This window comes from Methanobrevibacter arboriphilus JCM 13429 = DSM 1125, assembly GCF_002072215.1.
GTDB classification, from domain to species: Archaea; Methanobacteriota; Methanobacteria; order Methanobacteriales; family Methanobacteriaceae; genus Methanobinarius; species Methanobinarius arboriphilicus.
In genome coordinates this window covers 32203-52936 of the sequence record NZ_JXMW01000001.1, presented here as the reverse complement: position 1 = coordinate 52936, position 20734 = coordinate 32203, and the positions used below count along the sequence as shown (strand labels likewise).

General features: G+C 26.4%; 18 protein-coding genes and 2 tRNA genes. 11 read left to right on the top strand and 9 right to left on the bottom strand.

The features are described 5' to 3' along the window. Positions 1-45 precede the first annotated feature (45 nt). Positions 46-1302 carry a type II secretion system F family protein gene (locus tag MBBAR_RS09950; RefSeq protein WP_143746077.1) on the top strand — a complete coding sequence of 419 codons (1257 nt, stop codon included), beginning with the start codon at positions 46-48 and terminating at the stop codon, positions 1300-1302. Positions 1303-1454: 152 nt separating this feature from the next. Here the strand turns inward: MBBAR_RS09950 and MBBAR_RS00245 are convergent, their stop codons facing one another. The 5 genes from MBBAR_RS00245 to MBBAR_RS00225 form a co-directional block, all read right to left on the bottom strand. Continuing rightward, positions 1455-2306 (bottom strand): energy-coupling factor ABC transporter ATP-binding protein, encoded by an 852-nt coding sequence (locus MBBAR_RS00245; RefSeq protein ID WP_080459293.1) that lies wholly within the window; start codon positions 2304-2306, stop codon positions 1455-1457. Positions 2307-2327: 21 nt separating this feature from the next. Continuing rightward, a complete protein-coding gene (gene cbiQ / locus MBBAR_RS00240) occupies positions 2328-3158 on the bottom strand; it encodes a cobalt ECF transporter T component CbiQ (RefSeq protein ID WP_080459292.1) in 831 nt (276 codons plus the stop codon). Positions 3159-3469: 311 nt separating this feature from the next. Continuing rightward, complete coding sequence (locus MBBAR_RS00235) at positions 3470-3757, bottom strand: PDGLE domain-containing protein (protein ID WP_080459291.1); 288 nt, start codon at positions 3755-3757, stop codon at positions 3470-3472. Further along, a complete protein-coding gene (gene cbiM, locus MBBAR_RS00230; RefSeq protein ID WP_080459290.1) occupies positions 3758-4408 on the bottom strand; it encodes a cobalt transporter CbiM in 651 nt (216 codons plus the stop codon). Positions 4409-4876: 468 nt separating this feature from the next. After that, a complete protein-coding gene (locus MBBAR_RS00225; protein WP_080459289.1) occupies positions 4877-5374 on the bottom strand; it encodes a tetratricopeptide repeat protein in 498 nt (165 codons plus the stop codon). Between the two features lie 1212 nt (positions 5375-6586). Here MBBAR_RS00225 and cdhA point away from each other — a divergent pair. The 7 genes from cdhA to MBBAR_RS00190 all read left to right on the top strand — a co-directional run bounded on the left by cdhA (position 6587) and on the right by MBBAR_RS00190 (position 15688). Beyond that, positions 6587-8941: a CO dehydrogenase/acetyl-CoA synthase complex subunit alpha gene (gene cdhA, locus MBBAR_RS00220; RefSeq protein ID WP_080459288.1), complete on the top strand. Its 2355-nt coding sequence runs from the start codon at positions 6587-6589 to the stop codon at positions 8939-8941. A 99-nt stretch (positions 8942-9040) separates the two neighbouring features. Next, positions 9041-9553 carry a CO dehydrogenase/acetyl-CoA synthase complex subunit epsilon gene (gene cdhB, locus MBBAR_RS00215; RefSeq protein WP_080459287.1) on the top strand — a complete coding sequence of 171 codons (513 nt, stop codon included), beginning with the start codon at positions 9041-9043 and terminating at the stop codon, positions 9551-9553. Between the two features lie 468 nt (positions 9554-10021). Continuing rightward, the gene (gene cdhC, locus MBBAR_RS00210; protein WP_080459286.1) at positions 10022-11428 is read left to right on the top strand and encodes a CO dehydrogenase/CO-methylating acetyl-CoA synthase complex subunit beta; all 1407 of its coding nucleotides are present in this window, start codon (positions 10022-10024) and stop codon (positions 11426-11428) included. Positions 11429-11585: 157 nt separating this feature from the next. Beyond that, positions 11586-12335: an ATP-binding protein gene (locus MBBAR_RS00205; RefSeq protein WP_080459285.1), complete on the top strand. Its 750-nt coding sequence runs from the start codon at positions 11586-11588 to the stop codon at positions 12333-12335. A gap of 209 nt (positions 12336-12544) precedes the next feature. Then, positions 12545-13714 (top strand): CO dehydrogenase/acetyl-CoA synthase subunit delta, encoded by a 1170-nt coding sequence (cdhD, locus tag MBBAR_RS00200; protein ID WP_080459284.1) that lies wholly within the window; start codon positions 12545-12547, stop codon positions 13712-13714. A 24-nt stretch (positions 13715-13738) separates the two neighbouring features. Beyond that, entirely contained in the window at positions 13739-15118 is a 1380-nt protein-coding gene (gene acsC, locus MBBAR_RS00195) for an acetyl-CoA decarbonylase/synthase complex subunit gamma (RefSeq protein ID WP_080459283.1), read from the top strand. An 87-nt stretch (positions 15119-15205) separates the two neighbouring features. After that, entirely contained in the window at positions 15206-15688 is a 483-nt protein-coding gene (locus MBBAR_RS00190) for a 4Fe-4S dicluster domain-containing protein (protein ID WP_080459281.1), read from the top strand. Positions 15689-15734: 46 nt separating this feature from the next. Here MBBAR_RS00190 and MBBAR_RS00185 read toward each other — a convergent pair whose 3' ends face one another. Further along, positions 15735-16208: a methylated-DNA--[protein]-cysteine S-methyltransferase gene (locus MBBAR_RS00185; protein ID WP_080459280.1), complete on the bottom strand. Its 474-nt coding sequence runs from the start codon at positions 16206-16208 to the stop codon at positions 15735-15737. A gap of 336 nt (positions 16209-16544) precedes the next feature. Between MBBAR_RS00185 and MBBAR_RS00180 the strand changes: the two genes are divergently transcribed. After that, a complete protein-coding gene (locus tag MBBAR_RS00180; protein ID WP_080459279.1) occupies positions 16545-17006 on the top strand; it encodes a hypothetical protein in 462 nt (153 codons plus the stop codon). A gap of 64 nt (positions 17007-17070) precedes the next feature. On the opposite strand, the gene MBBAR_RS00175 is transcribed toward MBBAR_RS00180, so the two are convergent. The 3 genes from MBBAR_RS00175 to MBBAR_RS00165 all read right to left on the bottom strand — a co-directional run bounded on the left by MBBAR_RS00175 (position 17071) and on the right by MBBAR_RS00165 (position 20156). Beyond that, on the bottom strand, positions 17071-18363 hold the full coding sequence (locus MBBAR_RS00175) for an oligosaccharide repeat unit polymerase family protein (protein WP_080459278.1): 1293 nt from the start codon (positions 18361-18363) through the stop codon (positions 17071-17073). A 210-nt stretch (positions 18364-18573) separates the two neighbouring features. Beyond that, entirely contained in the window at positions 18574-19386 is an 813-nt protein-coding gene (locus MBBAR_RS00170) for a hypothetical protein (protein WP_080459277.1), read from the bottom strand. A gap of 590 nt (positions 19387-19976) precedes the next feature. After that, positions 19977-20156, bottom strand: a complete 180-nt coding sequence (locus MBBAR_RS00165; protein WP_080459276.1) for a 4Fe-4S binding protein — start codon at positions 20154-20156, stop codon at positions 19977-19979. A 360-nt stretch (positions 20157-20516) separates the two neighbouring features. Here MBBAR_RS00165 and MBBAR_RS00160 point away from each other — a divergent pair. Further along, positions 20517-20599: transfer RNA gene (locus tag MBBAR_RS00160), tRNA-Leu, on the top strand. A gap of 25 nt (positions 20600-20624) precedes the next feature. Continuing rightward, positions 20625-20697 (top strand) — tRNA-Thr (locus tag MBBAR_RS00155). The last annotated feature ends 37 nt before the right edge of the window (positions 20698-20734 follow it).

Here is a 20734-nt window from a genome sequence, read left to right as displayed (position 1 = left end):
AGCTTAAATTATGGATTTACCAAAATTATAATATCAAGATTAGGAGTGGATATTATTTTAAAAAGCTTTTTCATTTCTTTAACAGGCAAATGTATAGTATTATTTAATTTAACTTTTAAAATTTTTGTAATTTTTAGAAATATTCTTTTTTTATTTTTTACACTTACAAAAGGAATTTGTGATGAAATTAATAAAAAAGTTCTTAATCATAATTCACAGAATAAAAACTTTAATAATAGCTATTCAAATAATGAGGATGTTGATGGCTTAAATAATAATTTAACTGATATAAATAGACATAATAACATAAATAACTATGCTAAAATAAATAAATATAATAATGATTTATATAAAAAAGATTTAGTTAAAGAAGGCTTAGATAAAAGATATTTAGATAAAGAAGACTTAAATAAAAAATATTTAGCTAAAGAAAGTTTATATAAAAAAAATATTAATAATACTTTCTTTGAAAATATTAGAAGTTCTATAATAAAAAGAAACTCAAGAACTGAAAATATAAAAATTAATTTTATAGATGGAAATTTAAATAAAGTCTTTGATAATAAAAAAATAGGTTCTATCTCTATACCGTTTATTAATATAAAACTATTTTTATTGATTCTAATCTCACTTTTATTAGTCTGTATAATATTTAGTTATGTATTTTTAGGTTTTGAAGTAGCTTTAGCTATCTTGATTTTATTAAGCTTAGTAATGTTTTGGATTATTAGTTTTCCAAAGAGGAATAAAGATAAAAGTAAGACTGAAATATCTAATGAATTACCATATGCAGTTCGACAAATGGTTACTGAGTTAAGATCAGGTAAAGGTTTACATGATGTCATAAATTCAATAGCTAACTCAAATTATGGGTTGTTATCTCATGAATTTTCAATAGTTATTGAAGAAATCAAGTATGGTGAAACTACTGAAAGAGCATTGACTAACTTATTTAATAGAACTTCTTCTGATGGTTTAAATAGAATAATTCAGCAGATTATTGGAACTATGAATACTGGAGGGAATCTTTCTTCAAATCTTAATATAATTGCTGAAGATATTTCTTATGATATTCGAATAAAATTAAAAGATTATTCTCAAAAACTGAATGCTTTCATAATGATATATACATTCATAGCTATATTAGGCCCTGTAATCCTCTTGATAATGTTAATGGCAGCTTCTACTGTAATGGGAGATGTAATTCCAAGCAATATTATTCTGATTATTTATATTTTCTTTTTCCCTATGTTAATCATATTTATGGGTTTATTGATGAAAAAAATGGAACCTGTACTATGAACATTAAGATTAAAATGAGTATTAAACTTAAATATTTTTATTTTTAAATATTCTTTTGAGTTTTTAATATTTTTCGATCTTTAATTGTTATTTTAAATTTTAAATGTTTTTAATTTTAATTGTTATTTTGACTTTTAAATGTTGCTTTGATCTTAAATATTGTTTTGGCTTTTCATTTTTGCTTTTAGTATTTCATCACAAGCATCTTTTGTTGTTAGCTTCATATCCACATTTAAACCTTTTTTTTTCAATCTATGTAATATTTCAGATGATTTTGGAGGTCTTAAATGAGCTTCTATTAAAAATTTGTGATTTGCAAAGACTTCTTCAGTAGTTCCTTGATTTATAATTTTTCCATGATGTAATACAAATATTTTATCTGCAAATTCTGTTATCATTTCTACATCATGTGAAGATATAACAATACTCATTCCATTTTTATTTAAATCATTTAAAATCTTTAAAACTTGTTCTACACCTTGAGGATCAAGACCTGCTGTAGGTTCGTCAAGTATCATAATTTCAGGACGCATTGCTATTACTCCTGCTATGGATACTCTTTTTTGCTGCCCACCACTTAAATGATGAGGAGGTTTATTCTCAAAACCTGTCATTCCAACCATTTCTAAAGATTCTTTAACTCTTTTATCTACTTCTTCTAAAGATAATCCTAAGTTCATTGGCCCAAAAGCCACATCTTCTATAACACTAGGTGCAAAAAGTTGATCATCAGGTTTTTGAAAAACAACTCCTACTTTTTGTCTAATTTTCATCAATTCTTTCTTTTTATAAACAATTGGTTGTTCGTTAATTTTTATTATACCTTCTGTAGGCTCACTAAGTCCATTAAAGTGTGAAAATAATGTTGATTTTCCAGCTCCATTAGATCCAATAACCGCTACTTTATCTCCTTTTTCAATAGAGATATTAATGTTTTTTATTGCTTCTGTACCATCAGGATATATGAATCCTAAATTTTCAGTTGATAAAACTGTTTCTTTCATTTTATAATCTTCCTTCTTTATCTATCTGTACAAAACAACACCTAAATATCCTAAATAGTCTGGATAAAAAGTTACTAAAATTTGTAAAATAATTATAATACTAATGATTGTTGATATATAAATATAATCTGATTTATTTATTTTTTTTCTCACATGATACAAATCAGAACTATCAGAAAAACATCTACTAACCATACTTGAGTATGTTGCTTCTCCTTTTTCATATGCTTTTAAAAACATCATAGCTATCGAATATCCTACCTGTTTTACTCTCCATTTATATGGTGTCAGTTTACTATGAATATCAAAATTTCTTGATTTTTGAGCTTTACGAATGGATTGAAGTTCATCAACAAAAATAAATAAGAATCTAACCATAATACTTAAAATCATAGCTAAATCTCTAGGCATACCTAATTTTCTAAGTGATTGAACAATTTCTTGCATAGGACTTGTTGAAGATAGTAATACAATACTAGTTAAACATACAATTAACCTAGAAGCTAAGAGTATAGCCCAATTCAATCCTGACTGGGTAATATGTATCCATGAAATAGGACTTTGCCATATTATATCTCCTGGATGGATAAATGGTTGAAATAATATAATAAATCCACCAAATGGTAAAAGTAGAGCTATTCTCATAAAAGAATTCTTAAAAGATAGCTTAGCTAGAAATATCATTATTAATAAAAATATTTCTAGAACTAATGGAACTAATAATTGAGTAGAAAAAACTGTGTATATTATAATAATTAAAACAGCAATAAGCTTTATTCTACCTTCTAAATCATGGACAATAGAATGTTGAGATGATAAAGACTCTAAATCTAAAGTTTCATTAATATTCATTAAATGTTCTCCGGATAATCAAAATAAAATATTTTTTTCTGTAAAAAAAGTTATCTCAACTTAAAATTGTCTTATAAAATTTATTTTTATAAAGCTTCTTTTCTTTTTAATATATTAAAATTTTTCTATTTTAATATATTAAAATTTTTTATTAAACTTTCAATAAACTTTTATTTAAATTTTTAATTAAAAATTTTTTTAAAAAATTTAAGTAAAATTATTATATAAAAAATTTAATAAAGAATTTAAGTAAAATTCTAAAATTTAAGTTTTTTAAAATAAAAAATAAGTTAGTATAAAACTAACTTAATCTATGCTTTGTTTTTTTTAATGAGATATGCCACTCCAAATGCTAATAACAGTGTTATTATAATACCTAGAACTAAGGCAAATATCTCACCAAAAACACTATCTCCCATGGTATAATCCGGGAATGGTGATTCTACAAAAGCATATGCAACATCTTCACCAACATTTGCATCTTCTGCAGATTTTTCAAGTCCATCAGGGTCTCCAGATGCAATAAATGGTGATAAACCAGCAACTACAATACATATAATAATTCCTACTATAATTAGATATTTATCTTTTTTTTTCATCTAATCAGCTCCACCATTTGAATAATCTCTCTTATTCCATGCTAATAAGTCTGGCCTGAATTTTTCAAGTGCCATTATTACAATAATTGTTAAAACAGCTTCAATTATACCAATAAATGCGTGATATATTCCCATTGATGTTAAACCCAAAACAAGTGGGAATGTTCCAGCAAGTGCCATTTCAACAGCACATGCTAATGCAGATATAAATGTTGCAAGCCATGCTGCAACTCCGATTGCAGGATATTTTCCAATGTAATTTTTTAACCCTTTAAATGTGAATAATCCTACTGATCCTCCGATTACTCCCATATTTAAAACATTAGCACCAAGAGCTGTAATTCCTCCATCTCCAAAGAGTAATGCTTGAAGAATTAATACAACTGTAAATACAAGAACAGCTGCTTCTGGTGCCATAAATACTATCGCTACTAAAGCACCTCCAACCATATGCCCACTAGTACCAAATGGAATTGGCATGTTCATAGACATTATAGCGAAGATACCTGCTGCTAAAACTGCCATTAATGGAATTCGTTTTTCATCAAGGTTATTTTTCGCCCATTTACTAGCGAAATACACTGCTATAATTAAAATCACATAATATATAGCACACTGCCACAATGGTATAAAACCGTCAGGTATATGCATACTTTCATTTCCTCCCAAGTAATACTTTTACTCTAATTTTCCTATGTAAAGTATTACTTCATATTCCTCTAAACTATTTTTTTTAAAATTCCAAGTTTCATATAGCATTCTTTGCATTGTATATTAACTGGATAACAATGTTTATATAATATTCCTAATATAAAGCTTTTGATAGTAATATTTTTTTTGAAATTTCAATATTAAAAGTATTACTTTTTAAATATATCTTAGAAAATAAAAATTATAATTTTAAAGTTTGTTTTAATAAAAATCAAGAATATTTTAATTTAATTTTAATATTTTAAATTAATTTTAATTAATCAAAGATATTTTGAGTTAATCCTAATTCATCTTAGTTAATCTCAATTCATCTTAGATTAATTTTTAATATTAATAAAATTACTAATAAAATTTAAAAAATAGGTTAAATTTAAATATTTTTTAATTATCAATTAAAAAATTAGCTAGTCATAATTTTTTCATAAGTTTATAATACCATTTTTTCTCCATTTTTTTATTTTTTAAAATTTCTGCTTTTTTGAAAGATTCTTCTGCTTCTTTTTCCTTTCCTAATTTTTTTAAGAGATCGCCTTTCATTTCCCAAGGAATATTATTATTTGGATTTTTGGAAATAGCAGAATCATAAAGTTGGAGTGCTTCTTTTGGTTTTTCTATCGCTTCAAATATTTCAGCTTTTTTAATAATAGCATAAACATAATTCGGATCTTTTCTTAAAACTTTTTTACAATATTTTAAAGCTTTTTCATATTTTCCTTTCTTAATCATTCTATCTGCAAGGGTTATATTTATTTCTTTTGAGAAAAATGTAATTATGATTGCTATTAAAAGTAAACAAGCAATGCTCATGACAATATCTTTTAAAATAATAATACATATTAAAAATGCAATTAATAATATAGCTATAAGTATTGTATCATACCATTTCCATCCTTGATATCTATCCATTAAGCACACCTCCATTTTCATTTTTTCATTTTCATTTTTAATATTTAATAACTTTAATATTAATACTAATAATATTAATAATATTATCTCTTATAATAATATCTATTAATAATATTATTCTTATTAATAATATAATTCTTATTAATAATATCAATATTATTATCACTATTATTACTATTATTAATAATATCACTATTATTATTATTATTATTATTATTATTATTATTATTATTATTATTGAATATGATAAACTTAGCTATGGAGAAAATTTGTTATCTTAGCAACATTATAGAAAATTACTTATACTATTAATGATATATATTTAATTAACATTATATTTATATAATATTTTATTTAAAGAATATTTTATTCAAGTTAGTGTATCTTATGATTGTATCTTAGTTAATGATTGTATTTTATTCAGAAGGTATTTATTTAAATTTTATCTTACTAAACTAATATTATAGTGATTATATCTTATTTTAAGTTGTTTAAAATAATTTTACTGGTTAATTCGCTTGATTAATTTTTTATTTTTTGACAATTGTTATTTTTTTTATATTGAAATTAAAATGCTTTATAAAACTTTAAAACTTACATTTCATAACATATATTTCATCATTTTGAAAGATCTGGATATTTAAAGCTTTTTACACTTCATTAAGTGTTTTTAGTATGAAATGTATCAACCGTGTAAAAAATTACATCTCTCAAATTCGATTTAATCAATTGAAAAATTAATAATTCTATTTAAAAAATGAATACTTTCTTTATTTATAATATTATTAAACCAGAGGATTTTATTTTTAATTTATATCAATTTTATTATAGTATGATTTATTTGCGATTTGTTAATACAAAAAAATATATATACTTTAAATTTAAAATAAAATATCATTATAAATCATTATTAATTGCAACTGTAAAATCAATATTATAAAATCTTAATATTATAAGACTTCAACATTATAAGATTTTAATATTGTAAGATTTCAGTATTGTAAAATTTTAATATATAAGATTTTAATTTATAAGATTTTAATTATATTTGGAATTATTAAAAATAAAAATTATAGCAAGAATAATAAATATAGTGATAAAAATTATACTAAAATAAAAATTATACTAAATATATAAACTAAATATAATAAAAAATATAATAAAAATAATACTAAATATAGTATAAAAAATAATATTAAGGGCTGTGATAATTTGACACCTAATTCAACTAAACCTAAAGAGTTTAAAGATGATTTTTGGAAAGCTAAAGATATAAAATTTTCTTTTGGTGAAATTATAGAAGATAATTCTCCTGCTTCTGAAGATAAAGAAACTTTTGTTGGTCCAACTTTAAAACCATCAGCTACGGATTTAAGATCATGGGATATGAAACTATTAGAAAGATATCCTCCTTTTTATGCTCCGTTTTGTGATATGTGTTGTTTATGTACTTATGGAAAATGTGATCTTACTGGGAAAAAAGGTGCTTGTGGTATTGATATTGAGGCTCAGCAAGGAAGATTTGCACTTTTAACATGTTGTATAGGTGCTGCTGCACATTCTGCTCATAGTAGGCACTTACTTGAATATTTAATTCACAAGGTAGGTCCAGATCATCCAGTAGATTTTGGAAATAATATTGATATTGAAGCACCAATTATAAGAACTTTAATTGGTAAAGCTCCTAAAACATTAGGTGATATTAGAGAAGCAATGTCCTACATGGAAGAAGAAAACCTTCATTTACTTTCTGCTTGTCACACTGGACAAGAAGGTAACCATCTTGATTTTGAATCTAAAGCTTTTCATGCTGGTTTAATGGATCATATTGGAATGGAAATAGGAGATATTTCACAAATAGCTGCTTTGAATTTACCAAAAGGTGAGCCAGATACTTCTCTTATAGAACTAGGTATTGGGTCAATTGATAGAGATAAACCAGTCATACTTTGTATAGGTCATAATGTTGCTCCTGGTTCTGGAATTGTTGATTATTTAGAAGATAATGATCTTGAAGATGATGTTGAGATTTGTGGTATATGTTGTGCTGCTATTGATATAACTCGATATAGTAATAGGGCTAAGGTTGTTGGACCTATTTCTAAACAGTTAAAATTCCTTAGAAGTGGTGTTGCTGATGTTGTTGTTGTTGATGAACAATGTATAAGATCTGATGTTCTTGAAGAAGCTCAAAAAACTGGAACTGCGTTAATAGCTACAACGGATAAAATGTGTTTAGGATTACCTGACAGAACAAATGATGAAGTTGACTCAATTTTAGCAGATATACTAAATAAAAGAATTGAAGGAGCTCTTATTCTTGATCCTGAAAAAGTCGGTGAGGTAGCTACTAAACTTTCATTAAGTTTATCTAAATCCAGAAAATCTATTAAAACTTTACCTGATATGGATGAAATTCAAGAAGAAGCTAGTAAATGTACTCAGTGTGAATGGTGTGTAAGAGTTTGTCCTAATAATCTTCCTATAATGGATGCAGTATCTTCTGCAGGTAAAGGGGATCTTGATGCAGTAGAATCATTGTATAATAATGATATTTGTTATACTTGTGGTCGCTGTGAACAAGAATGTCCTGAAGATATAAAAATTATGGATTTAATGTCTAAAGTTGGTGAAAACAACCTTAAAAGTCAAAAATTCAATATTCGTGCAGGAAGAGGTCCAATACAAGATGTTGAAGTTAGACGTGTAGGTGCTCCAATTGTTTTAGGTGATATACCTGGTGTTATAGCATTTGTAGGATGTACTAATTATCCTAATGGTGGGGAAGAAGTTGCTAAAATGGCTGAAGAATTCTTAAAGAGGAATTATATTGTGGTTACTAGTGGATGTGGAGCAATGTCTATTGGTGAGTATAAAGATGAAGAAGGGAAAACTCTATATGAAAAATATAGTGGGGATTTTGATGCAAGAGGTCTTGTTAATCTAGGTTCCTGTGTATCCAATTCTCATATATCTGGAGTTGCTATTAAGATAGCTAACATCTTTGCTAAAAAGCCACTTGAAGGAAATTTTGAAGTTATAGCTGATTATATATTAAACAGAGTAGGTGCTTGTGGGGTTGCATGGGGGCCTTATTCACAAAAAGCAGCGGCTATTGCAGCCGGTGTTAATAGATGGGGTATTCCTGTAGTTTTAGGACCTCATGGTTCTAAATATAGAAGGCTCTATTTGGGTAGACCGGATAAAGAAGATGTTTGGAATTTAAATGATATGAGAACTGGAAAAGTTATTAAAGGTGAACCTGCTCCAGAACATCTATTATTCGCTGCTGAAAATAGAGAAGAAGCTACAGTAGCTATTGCTAAAAATTGTCTTAGACCTACTGATACTAATAAAGGAAGACAAATTAAATTGAACCATTATATAGATTTAAACAAAAAATATTTTGGTGTGATTCCTGAAGATGTTTATAAATATATTCGTACTGATAAAGATATTCCAATAACTTATAAAAATGATGTTAAGGAAATCTTAGAAAGAAATAATTGGGAACCTCGTGAATTAGTTATGGAACCATCAATTCTTGACTTTCCTGAAGAAGAATGAATAGAATATAGAATAATTGACCAATTATGAGTAATTATAATTATGAGTAATTATAGAACATAGGAATAAAATAAGAATGTGGGAATAAATGGTGATTAAATGAATGACAGAGTTATTCCATGGCAACCAACAGTTATTGCTGGACCAAAACAAGCTTTACTTGCAACTCCTGAAACTGCAAAGTTAATGCTTCGTAAATCTAAGCGTCCCTTGTTTGTTGTTGGGCCTTATGCAAAAAATGAACCTTTAATGGGTCTTATTAAAGATATAGCTGAAGCTTGGGATTTACCTATTGTTACAACAGCTGATACTTTTAAATCTTTTAATGAAAATGGAATTGAAAGTAATTATTATGGTATTGTTGAAATAACTAATTTACTTAAAGATCCTGAGTGGAAAGGTATTAGGGGTGAAGGACCTCATGATTTAGTAATGTTTGTAGGATGTATTTATTATATAGCCTCTCAGGGGCTTTCTACTTTAAAACACTTTGCACCTCACCTTAAAACTTTGACAATATGTAAATATTTCCATTCAAATGCTGATGCATCTTTTCCTAATATGAAAGATGAAGAATGGGAGAATTATTTAGAAAAAATGAGTGAAAAGTAGAATATTATTAAATATTAATATTATTAATATATCGATAATTTCCCATTAGGATATTATTAATAATATTTGTTTATTAATAATGTTTGTCAATAATGTTTATCTAAAGTTTAATAATATTTGTAAAGTCTAGTAATATGTGTATTAAATTTTAGTAATCTATATTAAATTAATATTTATACTAAAATTTATTATTAATATTATCTTAATATCATTTTAATATTATTACAATTATTTTTATTATTTAATAAAATGATTAAATATAATTCTTAATAAAACATTCTTAATAAAATGCTAATAAAGTGTTTAAATACTTAAAAATCATAAATAAAACTTAATATAATAACCATAAATAAAAATTAATATAATAATCATAAAATCATAAATGAAATATAAACTCGAATATTAAATCATAAAATCATATAATATTAAAATCATATATTAATGTTTAATTGATAGAGGAGGAATTAAATGTTTAGTGATATCCCTGTTGATGTAAGTCCTATGCATGAAGGTGAAAGAATACGTGCAGCTAATATGTTTGTAGAATTAGCAGGCCCCAAATCTATTGGTGCAGAACTTGTTCAAGTCGATGATTCTATAACGGATGGTAAATTTGAAGTCATTGGTCCAGAACTTTCTGAAATGACCAAAGGTGAAGTTTATCCATTTGGCATAAAAATAGATATTAAAGGTGAAAAGCTTGAAAAAGAGCTTGAAGGTGTTATTGAAAGAAGAACTCATGATTTATGTAACTATGTTCAAGGATTTATGCATCTGAACCAAAGAGACCAAATTTGGTGTAGAGTGAGTACTGAGGCTTTAGATTCTGGATTTAAACTTTTAGATTTAGCTAAAGCTCTTGGAATATTATTTAAAGAAGAATTTCCAATTATTGAAGAAATTTCAGTTACAATTTTAACTAATGAAGAAGATGTTAAAGAATTTGTAGCTGGTGCTCATGATATTTATGCTGCAAGAGATGAAAGAGCAAGAGAATTATCTGATGAAGATGTTGATGTGTTTTATGGGTGTTTAATGTGTCAATCATTTGCTCCTACTCATATGTGTGTTGTGACTCCTGATAGAACTGCTTTATGTGGGGCTATTAATTGGTTTGATTGTAGAGCTTCTGCTAAAATGGATCCTGATGGATCAATTTTCGAAATAGAAAAGGGTGAAGTTTTAGACGATGTTAAAGGCGAATATTCTAATGTTAATGAAGTAATAGCTCAAAAAACTCAGGGTGAAACTGATAAAGTATATCTTCATAGTGTTTTTGAATATCCTCATACTTCCTGTGGTTGTTTTGAAGCTGTAGCTTTTTATATTCCTGAATTAGATGGTATTGGTATTGTTGATAGGGATTTTTCTGGTGAAACTCCTTTAGGAATTCCATTTTCATCAATGGCTGGACAATGTTCTGGTGGAAAGCAAGTTGAAGGGTTCACTGGATTGAGTTTAGAATATATGAGATCCCCTAAATTTTTACAAGCTGATGGAGCATATGAAAGAATTGTTTGGATGCCTAATTCAATTAAAAGTTCTTTAGAAGGTTTTATTCCAGATGATATGTTTGATAAAATAGCTACTGATGAAGATGCTACATCTGTTAATGATATAAAAGAATTTTTAAAGGATAAAGATCACCCTATTCTTGAAAGAATTGCTAACTTAGGCACAGATGATGATGATGTTGATGATGAATATTCTGAAGATGAAGATTTAGTATCTCAAGATGAAACTATGGGTCAAGAATTTGTACCTGTAGCTACTGCTCCTGAAATGGCTATGCCTATGTCAGGGGGAGTTAAAGTCATTTTTAAAAATGCAAAAATATATGCTGAAAAGGTTATAATCAAAAAAAGTAAGAAATAATAACTAATTTATTAGATTGATATTTTATAATTTAGATATTATTTTAATAATATAGATATAAATTAAATATCTATAGATTAAATTTCTATAGATTAAATTTCTATAGATTAAATATCTATGGATTAAATTTCTATAAATTAAATCTCTGCGTGATAAATTGATAATCGCTGTTAGTGGAAAAGGTGGAACTGGTAAAACTTTGGTTTCATCCATCTTAGTTAAATTATTATCTAAAACAGGAAAAGATCTCCTTGTTATTGATGCTGATCCTGATTCAAATATTCCTGAATCTTTAGGAATTGATGTTGATAGGAGTGTTGGTGATGTAAGAGAAGATCTTAAGAAGGACATCAACAAAGGAAAAATTCCTTCTGGAATGAATAAATGGGATATTTTAGACTATAAAATCATGGAATCAATTGTGGAAACACCTGATTTTGATTTACTTATGATGGGGAGACCTGAAGGTAGTGGATGTTATTGTGCTGTCAATAATATGCTTAGAAAGATTATAGAAAATATTTCCTCTAATTATGATTTTATCGTGATTGATACTGAAGCAGGACTTGAACATTTAAGCCGTAGAACAACACAAAGTGTTGATACAATGTTAGTAGTTTCTGATTCATCAAAAAGAGGATTGCACACAGCTTCAAGAGTTGGAAATTTATCTAAAGAATTAGAAATATCATTTGATCAAATTTATTTAATATTAAATAGGGTAAAACCTGGTAATGAAAAAGAGATATGTGAAAAATCGAAAGAAACAGGCTTAGACACAATTGGATTGATACATGATGATGATATTGTATCTAAATTTGATATTGAAGGGAAACCTTTAATAGATCTTCCAGATGATTGTGAACCTGTTGAAATTATTAAAGAGGTTATTGATAAGCTAATTTAAAATTAATTTAATGAAATTAATTTAATTAAAGTAATTTAATTAAAATTAATCTAATAAAAATTAATCTAATGAAATTAATTTAATAGAATTAATTTAATCAAAGTTAATCTAATAAAATCAAAATTATCTAAATCAAAACTAATTTAAAATCAATAAAATTAATTAAAAATCATATTAATTAATAATAATTATGTTAAGGATGTGGATTTATGGATCAGATCAATCAGCTATTAAAGCTATTGGAAAATACGGAATCTATTGAGATTGATGAGTTTAGAATGGATTTCGAAGAATTAGAAATAAATTTAGCTCCAGCTATTGCAAGAACAGTTCAACAAACTGTAGCTAGGCAGAATGCTATTGAAAAAAGTGTTGAAAAGACTATGCTTAAAGCAACAGAGTTTAAACCGCCTATTAAAGAGTATCCGGGTAAAATTGCACAGGTTCAATTAGGAGCTGGATCAAGAAAACCAGTATATCTTGGAGGGCAAACATCGCTTTATAGATTTGAGGAACCTCAACCAAATCCTCCAATTGTAACATTTGATGTTTTTGATATTCCTATGCCAGGATTGCCTCGTCCAATAAGAGAACACTTTTCCGATGTTATGGAGTCTCCTGGTGAGTGGGCTAAAAAAGCAGTTAAAGATTATGGGGCTAATATGGTTACAATGCATTTGATTGGTACTGGTCCAAAAGTTATGGATAAGTCTCCAAGAGAAGGTGCTCAGGCTGTTGAAGAGGTTCTTCAGGCTGTTGATGTTCCTCTTGTAGTAGGGGGCTCTGGTGATCCAGTTAAAGATCCTCTTGTTCTTGAAGCGGCTGCAGCTGCAGCTGATGGGGAAAGATGTTTACTTGCATCTGCAAACATGGATTTAGACTATCATAAAGTAGCTAAATCTGCTGTTGATTATGGTCATGCAGTTCTTTCATGGGCTATTACTGATGTTAATATGCAAAAATCCTTGAATAAATATTTAATGAAAGATGGATTAAAACAAGAAGATATTGTTATGGATCCTACAACTTGTGCTCTTGGTTATGGTATTGAATTCTCAATTGATGTTATTACAAGAACTCGTTTAGGAGGTCTTAAAGGAGATCCTGATCTACAGATGCCAATGTCTTCTGGAACTACTAATGCATGGGGTTCAAGGGAAGCATGGATGAAAAAAGAAGAATGGGGACCAACAGATTATAGAGGCCCTTTATGGGAGATTTTCACTGGTCTTACATTGATGCTAAATGGTGTAGATATATTTATGATGCTTCACCCAGAATCAGTAAGAATACTTAGAGAAATCGGTGAAACCTTTACTAAAGAATATTTAACCAGCCCAAGTCCAAATATAGAGAATTGGATTATGGAGTTAGAATAATTAGGGCATGATGGAGGTTTTATTATGGCTAAGGTTACTGCAATGGATGTTTATAAATTATTGCCTCAAACTAATTGTGAAGATTGTGGGGAAGCAAGCTGTATGGCTTTTGCAACTAAATTATCTGAAAAAGAAGCTGATTTAACTTTATGTACTGAATTGTCAGATAAAAAATTTAAAAAACTTGATGATTTACTTGCTCCTGCTGTTAAAGAAATTATAATTGGAAAAGACGAAAAAGCTAAGATAATTGGTGGAGATGAAGTTCTTTATAGATATGAAGAATCTTATTATAATCAGACTGTTTTAGCTGTTGATGTTCCAGATGATTTGGATGATTCTGATTTTGAGAAAAGAATTAAACAGATTGAAGATCTCGAATTTGAAAGAACTGGTGAATCACTCAAACTTGATGCAATAGCTTTAAGAAACAAATCGGGAGATCCTGAAAAATTTGCAAATTGTGCTAAAAAACTCAAATCTTCTAAGTATCCTGTATTTTTAGTTACTTTTGACCCAATAGCTATGGAAAAGGCACTTGCATTTATTGGTGATGATCGTCCTTTAATTTATGCTGCAACAAAGGATAATATATTTGATATGGCTGATTTAGCTACTAAATATCAATGTCCTATTACTGTATTTTCACCAGGAGATATTGAAAAGATGAAAGATTTAGTTTTCACTCTTAGGTCTAATGGAGTTGAAGATATTGTTCTTGATCCTGGTACTCTTACTGGTGATGCTATTGGTGATACTTTAGATAATTTTGTTATGAGTAGAAGGTTAGCTGTTGAAGATAAGGATGAAGACTTTAGATATCCTTTACTTGGTGTTCCAGCGTTAGTTAGATTAAATAATGAAGAAGATGATGATATTAAAAAAGGAACTATGGAAGCAACTATAGCATCTACTTTAATGAATAAATATGCTGATGTTCTTATCCTTAAAGGTAATGAAATTTGGGAGCTTATTCCTATACTTACTCTAAGACAAAGTTTATACACTGATCCAAGAAAACCTCAAGCAGTTGATCCAGGAATATATGAATTTGGTGATGTTGATGAGAATTCTGCTGTTTTGCTTACTACAAATTTCTCTTTAACATATTATACTGTTGAAGGAGATTTAAAATCTGGAGATGCAAACTGTTATCTACTTGTTCTTGATACTGTAGGTAAAGCTGTAGATGTAGCTATAGCTGGAGGACAATTTGATGGGGAATCTGTAGCTGATTTAGTTAAGGAAACTGGAATAGAAGACATGGTTAAAACAAGAAAATTAATAATTCCAGGTTTAGCTGCTCCGTTAAGTGGTGAAATTGAGGATGAAACTGGTTGGAATGTTATGGTTGGTCCAAGAGATTCATCTGCTGTCCCTGATTTTATAGATGAAAAATTTTAACAATCTATTAATTTGATTGTTGTTTAATTTTTTATTTATTTTTATTTTAATTATTTTTTAATTATTTAGATTTACTTTGGTGATTAAATGAAAACACTTATGGTCACAGACCCTCAAATGTGTACTGAATGTGAAGCCTGTATTAATGCATGTAAAAAAACTTATGGAACTGCTAGAGCAAGAAAAACTGATTCAATTCCTATATTTTGTATGCATTGTCATCCTGATAAAGCTCCTTGTCGTAGAATTTGCCCTCATAATGCTATTGAGGTCATTGATGGTGAAGATGGGGAGACATTAATTGTTAATGAAGAAAATTGTATATTATGTAAATTATGTGCAATTGCATGTCCTATAGGGATTATATCATTCGATAAAGAGAAAAAATCAGCTGAAAAATGTACACTTTGCTTAGAATCTGATAATATAATTCCTGCATGTGTTGAAGCTTGTAAAGATAATGTTTTAAATGTATTTTCTATTGAAGATCTTCAAGAACTTAAAAATGATGAGAACTTGACTGAAGAACTTCAAGAAGCTATTAAAACTTTTAAATCTAAGTCTAATTAATTTTCATTTTTTATTTTTAGATTTTTTAATTAGATTATTTAATTTATTATAATATAACTTTATCATTTTTTACTTTTATCCCTTCATTAATGAGTATTTCTTTTTTAAGATTTATCCCTCCATTGAAACCAGTTAATTTCATATTAGAGCCAATTACTCTATGACAAGGAATTATTATTGGTATTGGATTTTTGTTTAATGCATTTCCAACAGCTCTATATCCTTTACTTCCAATATTATCTCCTATTTCTTTATATGTTTTTACTTCTCCTCTTTGTATTTTCATTGTTTCAATATACACTTTTTTCTCGAATTCAGTTGATTTAAGGTTGCTTAAGTCAATATATTCTGAAAAATCTATATTTTCATGTATTGATTTTTTTATCAAATCTTCTAAATCTTTACATTCTATTAATTCTTCTTCTATTATTTCTTTTTCAGTTTTATAATCAATTAAGTCTCCATTCAAGGATACTTTCATTACTTTCCCATTTTTACAATATGCTTTAATATTTTCCATTTTAACACTTTTGATAGTTATTTTAGAAATTTCTATAATACTTTTTTTATTTTTATTTTATTTTTTTAAAAAAAAATTGAATTTAAATTACATAATTTCGAAATTAGTTATATTAACTAGTTTGTTAATATATTATTTATTAGATTATTTAATTTATTAGATTATTTATATTTTTGAATTATTAATATTATTTCAAACTTTAATAATTTTCAATAATAATAGTATATATAATTAGAATATTTTAATTAGAATATAAATAATCTAATTATTATTTTATTAGATTATTATTTATTAGATTATTTATAATTAGATTATTTATATGTATTATGTGATATTATGAGTGATAATAGTGATAGAAAATGTGTTTTTGATAGTGAAATAGAGATTAAAAGATTTGAAAATGATAAAATTGCTTTTAATTATCCTTCTAATTGGTATGAATTTGAAAATAAGAATAAAAATCCTACGGAAGTGGTAGCTATGAAGACTGATAAAGGGAAAGGTGGCACTTTCTCATTTTCAGTAGCTAATTCTGGAGGAAAAACAACTGAATATTGGAAAGAATTTATGGAGAATTTTCTTAAAGATAATGGAGCTAAAATTTTAGATTCTAAAATAAGAAACATTGAAGGTGTAACTATATTTGATTTTAAGAGTGAAATATCTAAATCTGATGTTTCTTCTTCTCAAAGACATATTGGATTTGTAAAAGAAAAAGCTTTTTTTTATTCTTTTTTTACTAGTTTAGACTTAGATTCATTAAAAGAAGATATTGATATTATGATTGGTTTTAAATAATTTTATACCAATATTTTTATTATTTTTATTATTTTTTAATTTTTTAATTTTTTAATCTTTTATACTATTTTTGTAATGTTTTTTTTAAAATATTAGCTAAATATATAAAAAAACCCAAGAAAAAGTAAATAATAACTTGAATATCAAGTATTCCAGTTTCAACTCCTAATATTGTATAGGTTAGAAGTAATCCATATAATGCTATGTAAAATGCGTCCTTGGTTTTTTGTAATATTTTATATCCAATTCCCAATATAAACCCTAAAAGCCCCATTCCAACAGCAACTCCAAATTTACCAAAATCAACTAGCATTGGGCCTATAAGAGTAGGAGTCACTGTTACTTCAGTTCTCCAGGCTATTAATTGACCAATCATCATCCTAGGTCCTAAATCACTACTACTAGGAATCGCACTAAGTGTCAATGCTCCATGTTTAATTCCAAAATTTCCAGAGATATAATTCAATAGATTTAACACATTCAGTGTAAAGTCAGCTCTACTTTGCAAAGTGTAAAATGGACTAGTATAACTGGTTATTGTTAATTCTTCAATTGAACGGAAGTATCCAATTCCAATAATTAGTATAACTCCTGCAAATGCTCCTATAACTACTTCCCATACAGCTAGAATTTTACCATAATAACCCATGATTATCATCATCAATAAAGAAGCTATTATTGGGGTTCTATATCCTAAAGAAAATAAAAAGAACCCACTGAAAGCTACAAGAACTAAAAATCTAAATCTTGCTTGACTTCTACTTAAAATTCCCCTTTTAAATTTATCTAAATAAACAGATCCTATAAGTCCTATTCCAGGTATCATTAAAAACACTGGCATAGTTAGTATTGGCTTTAAACCATAACGTAGGGAAGGTTTAAGGAGTGGAACTCCTCCAACTGATGCAATACTGAGAAAGAAAAATAGAACTCCTATTAAAATCAGACAAAAGCCTATTGAATATACATCTTTTGGATTAAATTTTATAAATGAGTCTTTAGTATAATTTTTAAAAAAATATTTTGGTATAATAACCGAACCAACAATAAATGAAATGAAAGCAATAGCTATACTAATCTGTAAATCAAAGGATATTGGGCTAAGAGATAATATTAAAAATATTGAAAAGGTTAAAATAATTATGATAGGGTGGAAAATATGATTTTTAACTATCTTATTTTTTTTAAAGAAACTTAAAAATTTTTCATTAGGGTATAAACCTTTAAAATAACTATTTACCCACTGATTTTCTATAAATCTTGCAAACGAAAAGATAACAGTAAATAAAAGTGATTTTCTAAATATTTTTTCAATTTTTCTACTTAAATATGTAGTTATTGAATATAATCCACTCATTATATCACTTTTTAAGCTATGTGTTAATTATATAATAAATTGTACTATTTTTAAATATCATAATAGTTTCATTACTAATATTTTTAGTACTAATAACTAATAATAGTCTTAATTACTAATAACTAATAATATTTTTATTAATAATTTTAGTACTAGTAACTAATAATAGTTTTATTAATAATAAAAATAGTTTTACTAATAGTTTATATTTTAAGTTACTTTTCTAATATTTAAAACATTAAAATTGTTTTCTATTGTTTTAATGTCTTCAGGTGTTGAGTTATATATTCTAATTGTTATTAATCCTGTTTCTCCATTTATTGTTCCAAAAATACTTGAAGCCATATTTATCTCATTAGGGCTTGCCATTATAATTTTGATTTGGTCATAAATATTTTCTGCTACTGATGTTACTGATTCTTTTCTTCCATTTAGGAACATCTTATTGTATAAATTTTGATAAGTTTTACTATCCTTTTCATCAGTCGCTATTTTAGTTGTAACTGTGTAATTAGTTTCATTTCCTATTTCAGTTGCTAACTCACTTAATGTACTAATGTTTTTAGGAGCTACTTCAATTTCAGTAACATTTTTATATTTTGCACCACTAGTTTCTAGTGTTATATGTTCAGTATATATATCTGCAGGTTTTTCATCTTTATAAAGCCTTGCAAGTATTGGTTCCCCACTTTGATCTCCATCAACATCTATTAATATCTGTACATTAGCTCCATAGTCATCATCTACCCATACTACAGTTCCATACAATTCTTGATATTCTCCAGATGTGGCATTGTATCCGCCAATATGTGTTTTTACTATTTGTCCATCTTGATAAAATGATAAATATTTTTCAGCAAATTTGTTCATTGAAGAAGAATCAAAAGAAATTGATTCTGTTTTATCTTCATTTCCCCCTGTATACATAAAAGCAAAAACAACAGCTCCTATAATACATATTATTATTAAAGCATCAATTATTGTCATTTTTTTTAGGATACTTTTAAAATTAGGTTTTTTCATATTTAACCTTACCTTATGTTATAAATGATTAGTGAATTGTTATTATCAAATTTTTAATTAATTATTTTTAATTAATTATTTTTTATTTTATTAGTAATTTTTTAAAATAATTTTATATGATAATAAATAATAATAAAATTTTTATATCTTATAAATAAAATTTTATATCTTATAAATAAAATTATAACTAATATTTAATTTTTATACTAATAAATTTTTTTATAATAAATTTTTATACTTCTTTTGTTTATAGAATAGTTATATTTTTAATTTTTTATTTCTAAGAGATTCATTTTCTAAGAGATTCATTAATTAATAATTAATAATTAATATTATAATAATTAATATTATAATAATTAAAAATTATAATTAAAAAATAGTTTAGTAATATAATTTAGTAGTATAGTTTGTATGGGTTGTAATATTTTAATAATATTATAAAATTAATCTATTTTTAATTATACTATTTTTAATAATAAAATTTCTCTTAATTTGATACTCATAATAATTAAAATTCATATCATTATTTTATTAGTCTGTCTAAAATTATTTTTTTAATTGAAGATTATTATAAAATAATTAAACCAATGTTAATCTATATCTTCTTCATCTTCAATGATACATCCCATAGGACATACTTCTTGACATTCTCCACAATTTTTGCATCCTTCTTGGATAATCATTTTAAACCCTTTCTTTTTTATTAATCCTAGTGGACATGATTCAATGCATATTTCACATACTCCACATTCTGACATGTTAATTTTCATTATACCACCATATATTTTTAGGGTAAAGTTTATATACTAAAATATTCAAATATTTGAATGCTGTAATATCAATTGCAGATACTTATTTAAAATTATTATTATAAATAATTTATATTTCACAATATAAATCTTTATCAATTTTTAGATTCTTACAATCTGATTGTATATCTTATTTAATATAATAATATTATTTATTATATAATTATTTTATAATTTGAAATAATATGATTTAAATTTAGACCTATAATTTAAATTTAGATAGTATAATTTAAAATAATTAATTTAAAATAAAATACTTAAAATAAAAACATTAATTTTATATATTATGATGAACAACTAATGTTGTTGTATAATTTATATGCAGGGGTGCCCGAGCGGCCAAAGGGGGAGGACTTAAGATCCTCTGGCGCAGGCCTTCGAGGGTTCGAATCCCTTCCCCTGCACTTTAAACTAATATAAATCAAAATTGCCTTAGTGGCTCAGCCGGTAGAGCGATACCTTGGTAAGGTATAGGCCGGGGGTTCGAATCCCCCCTAAGGCTTTTTTGAATAATTGTTTTTAATAATATCATTTGTTAC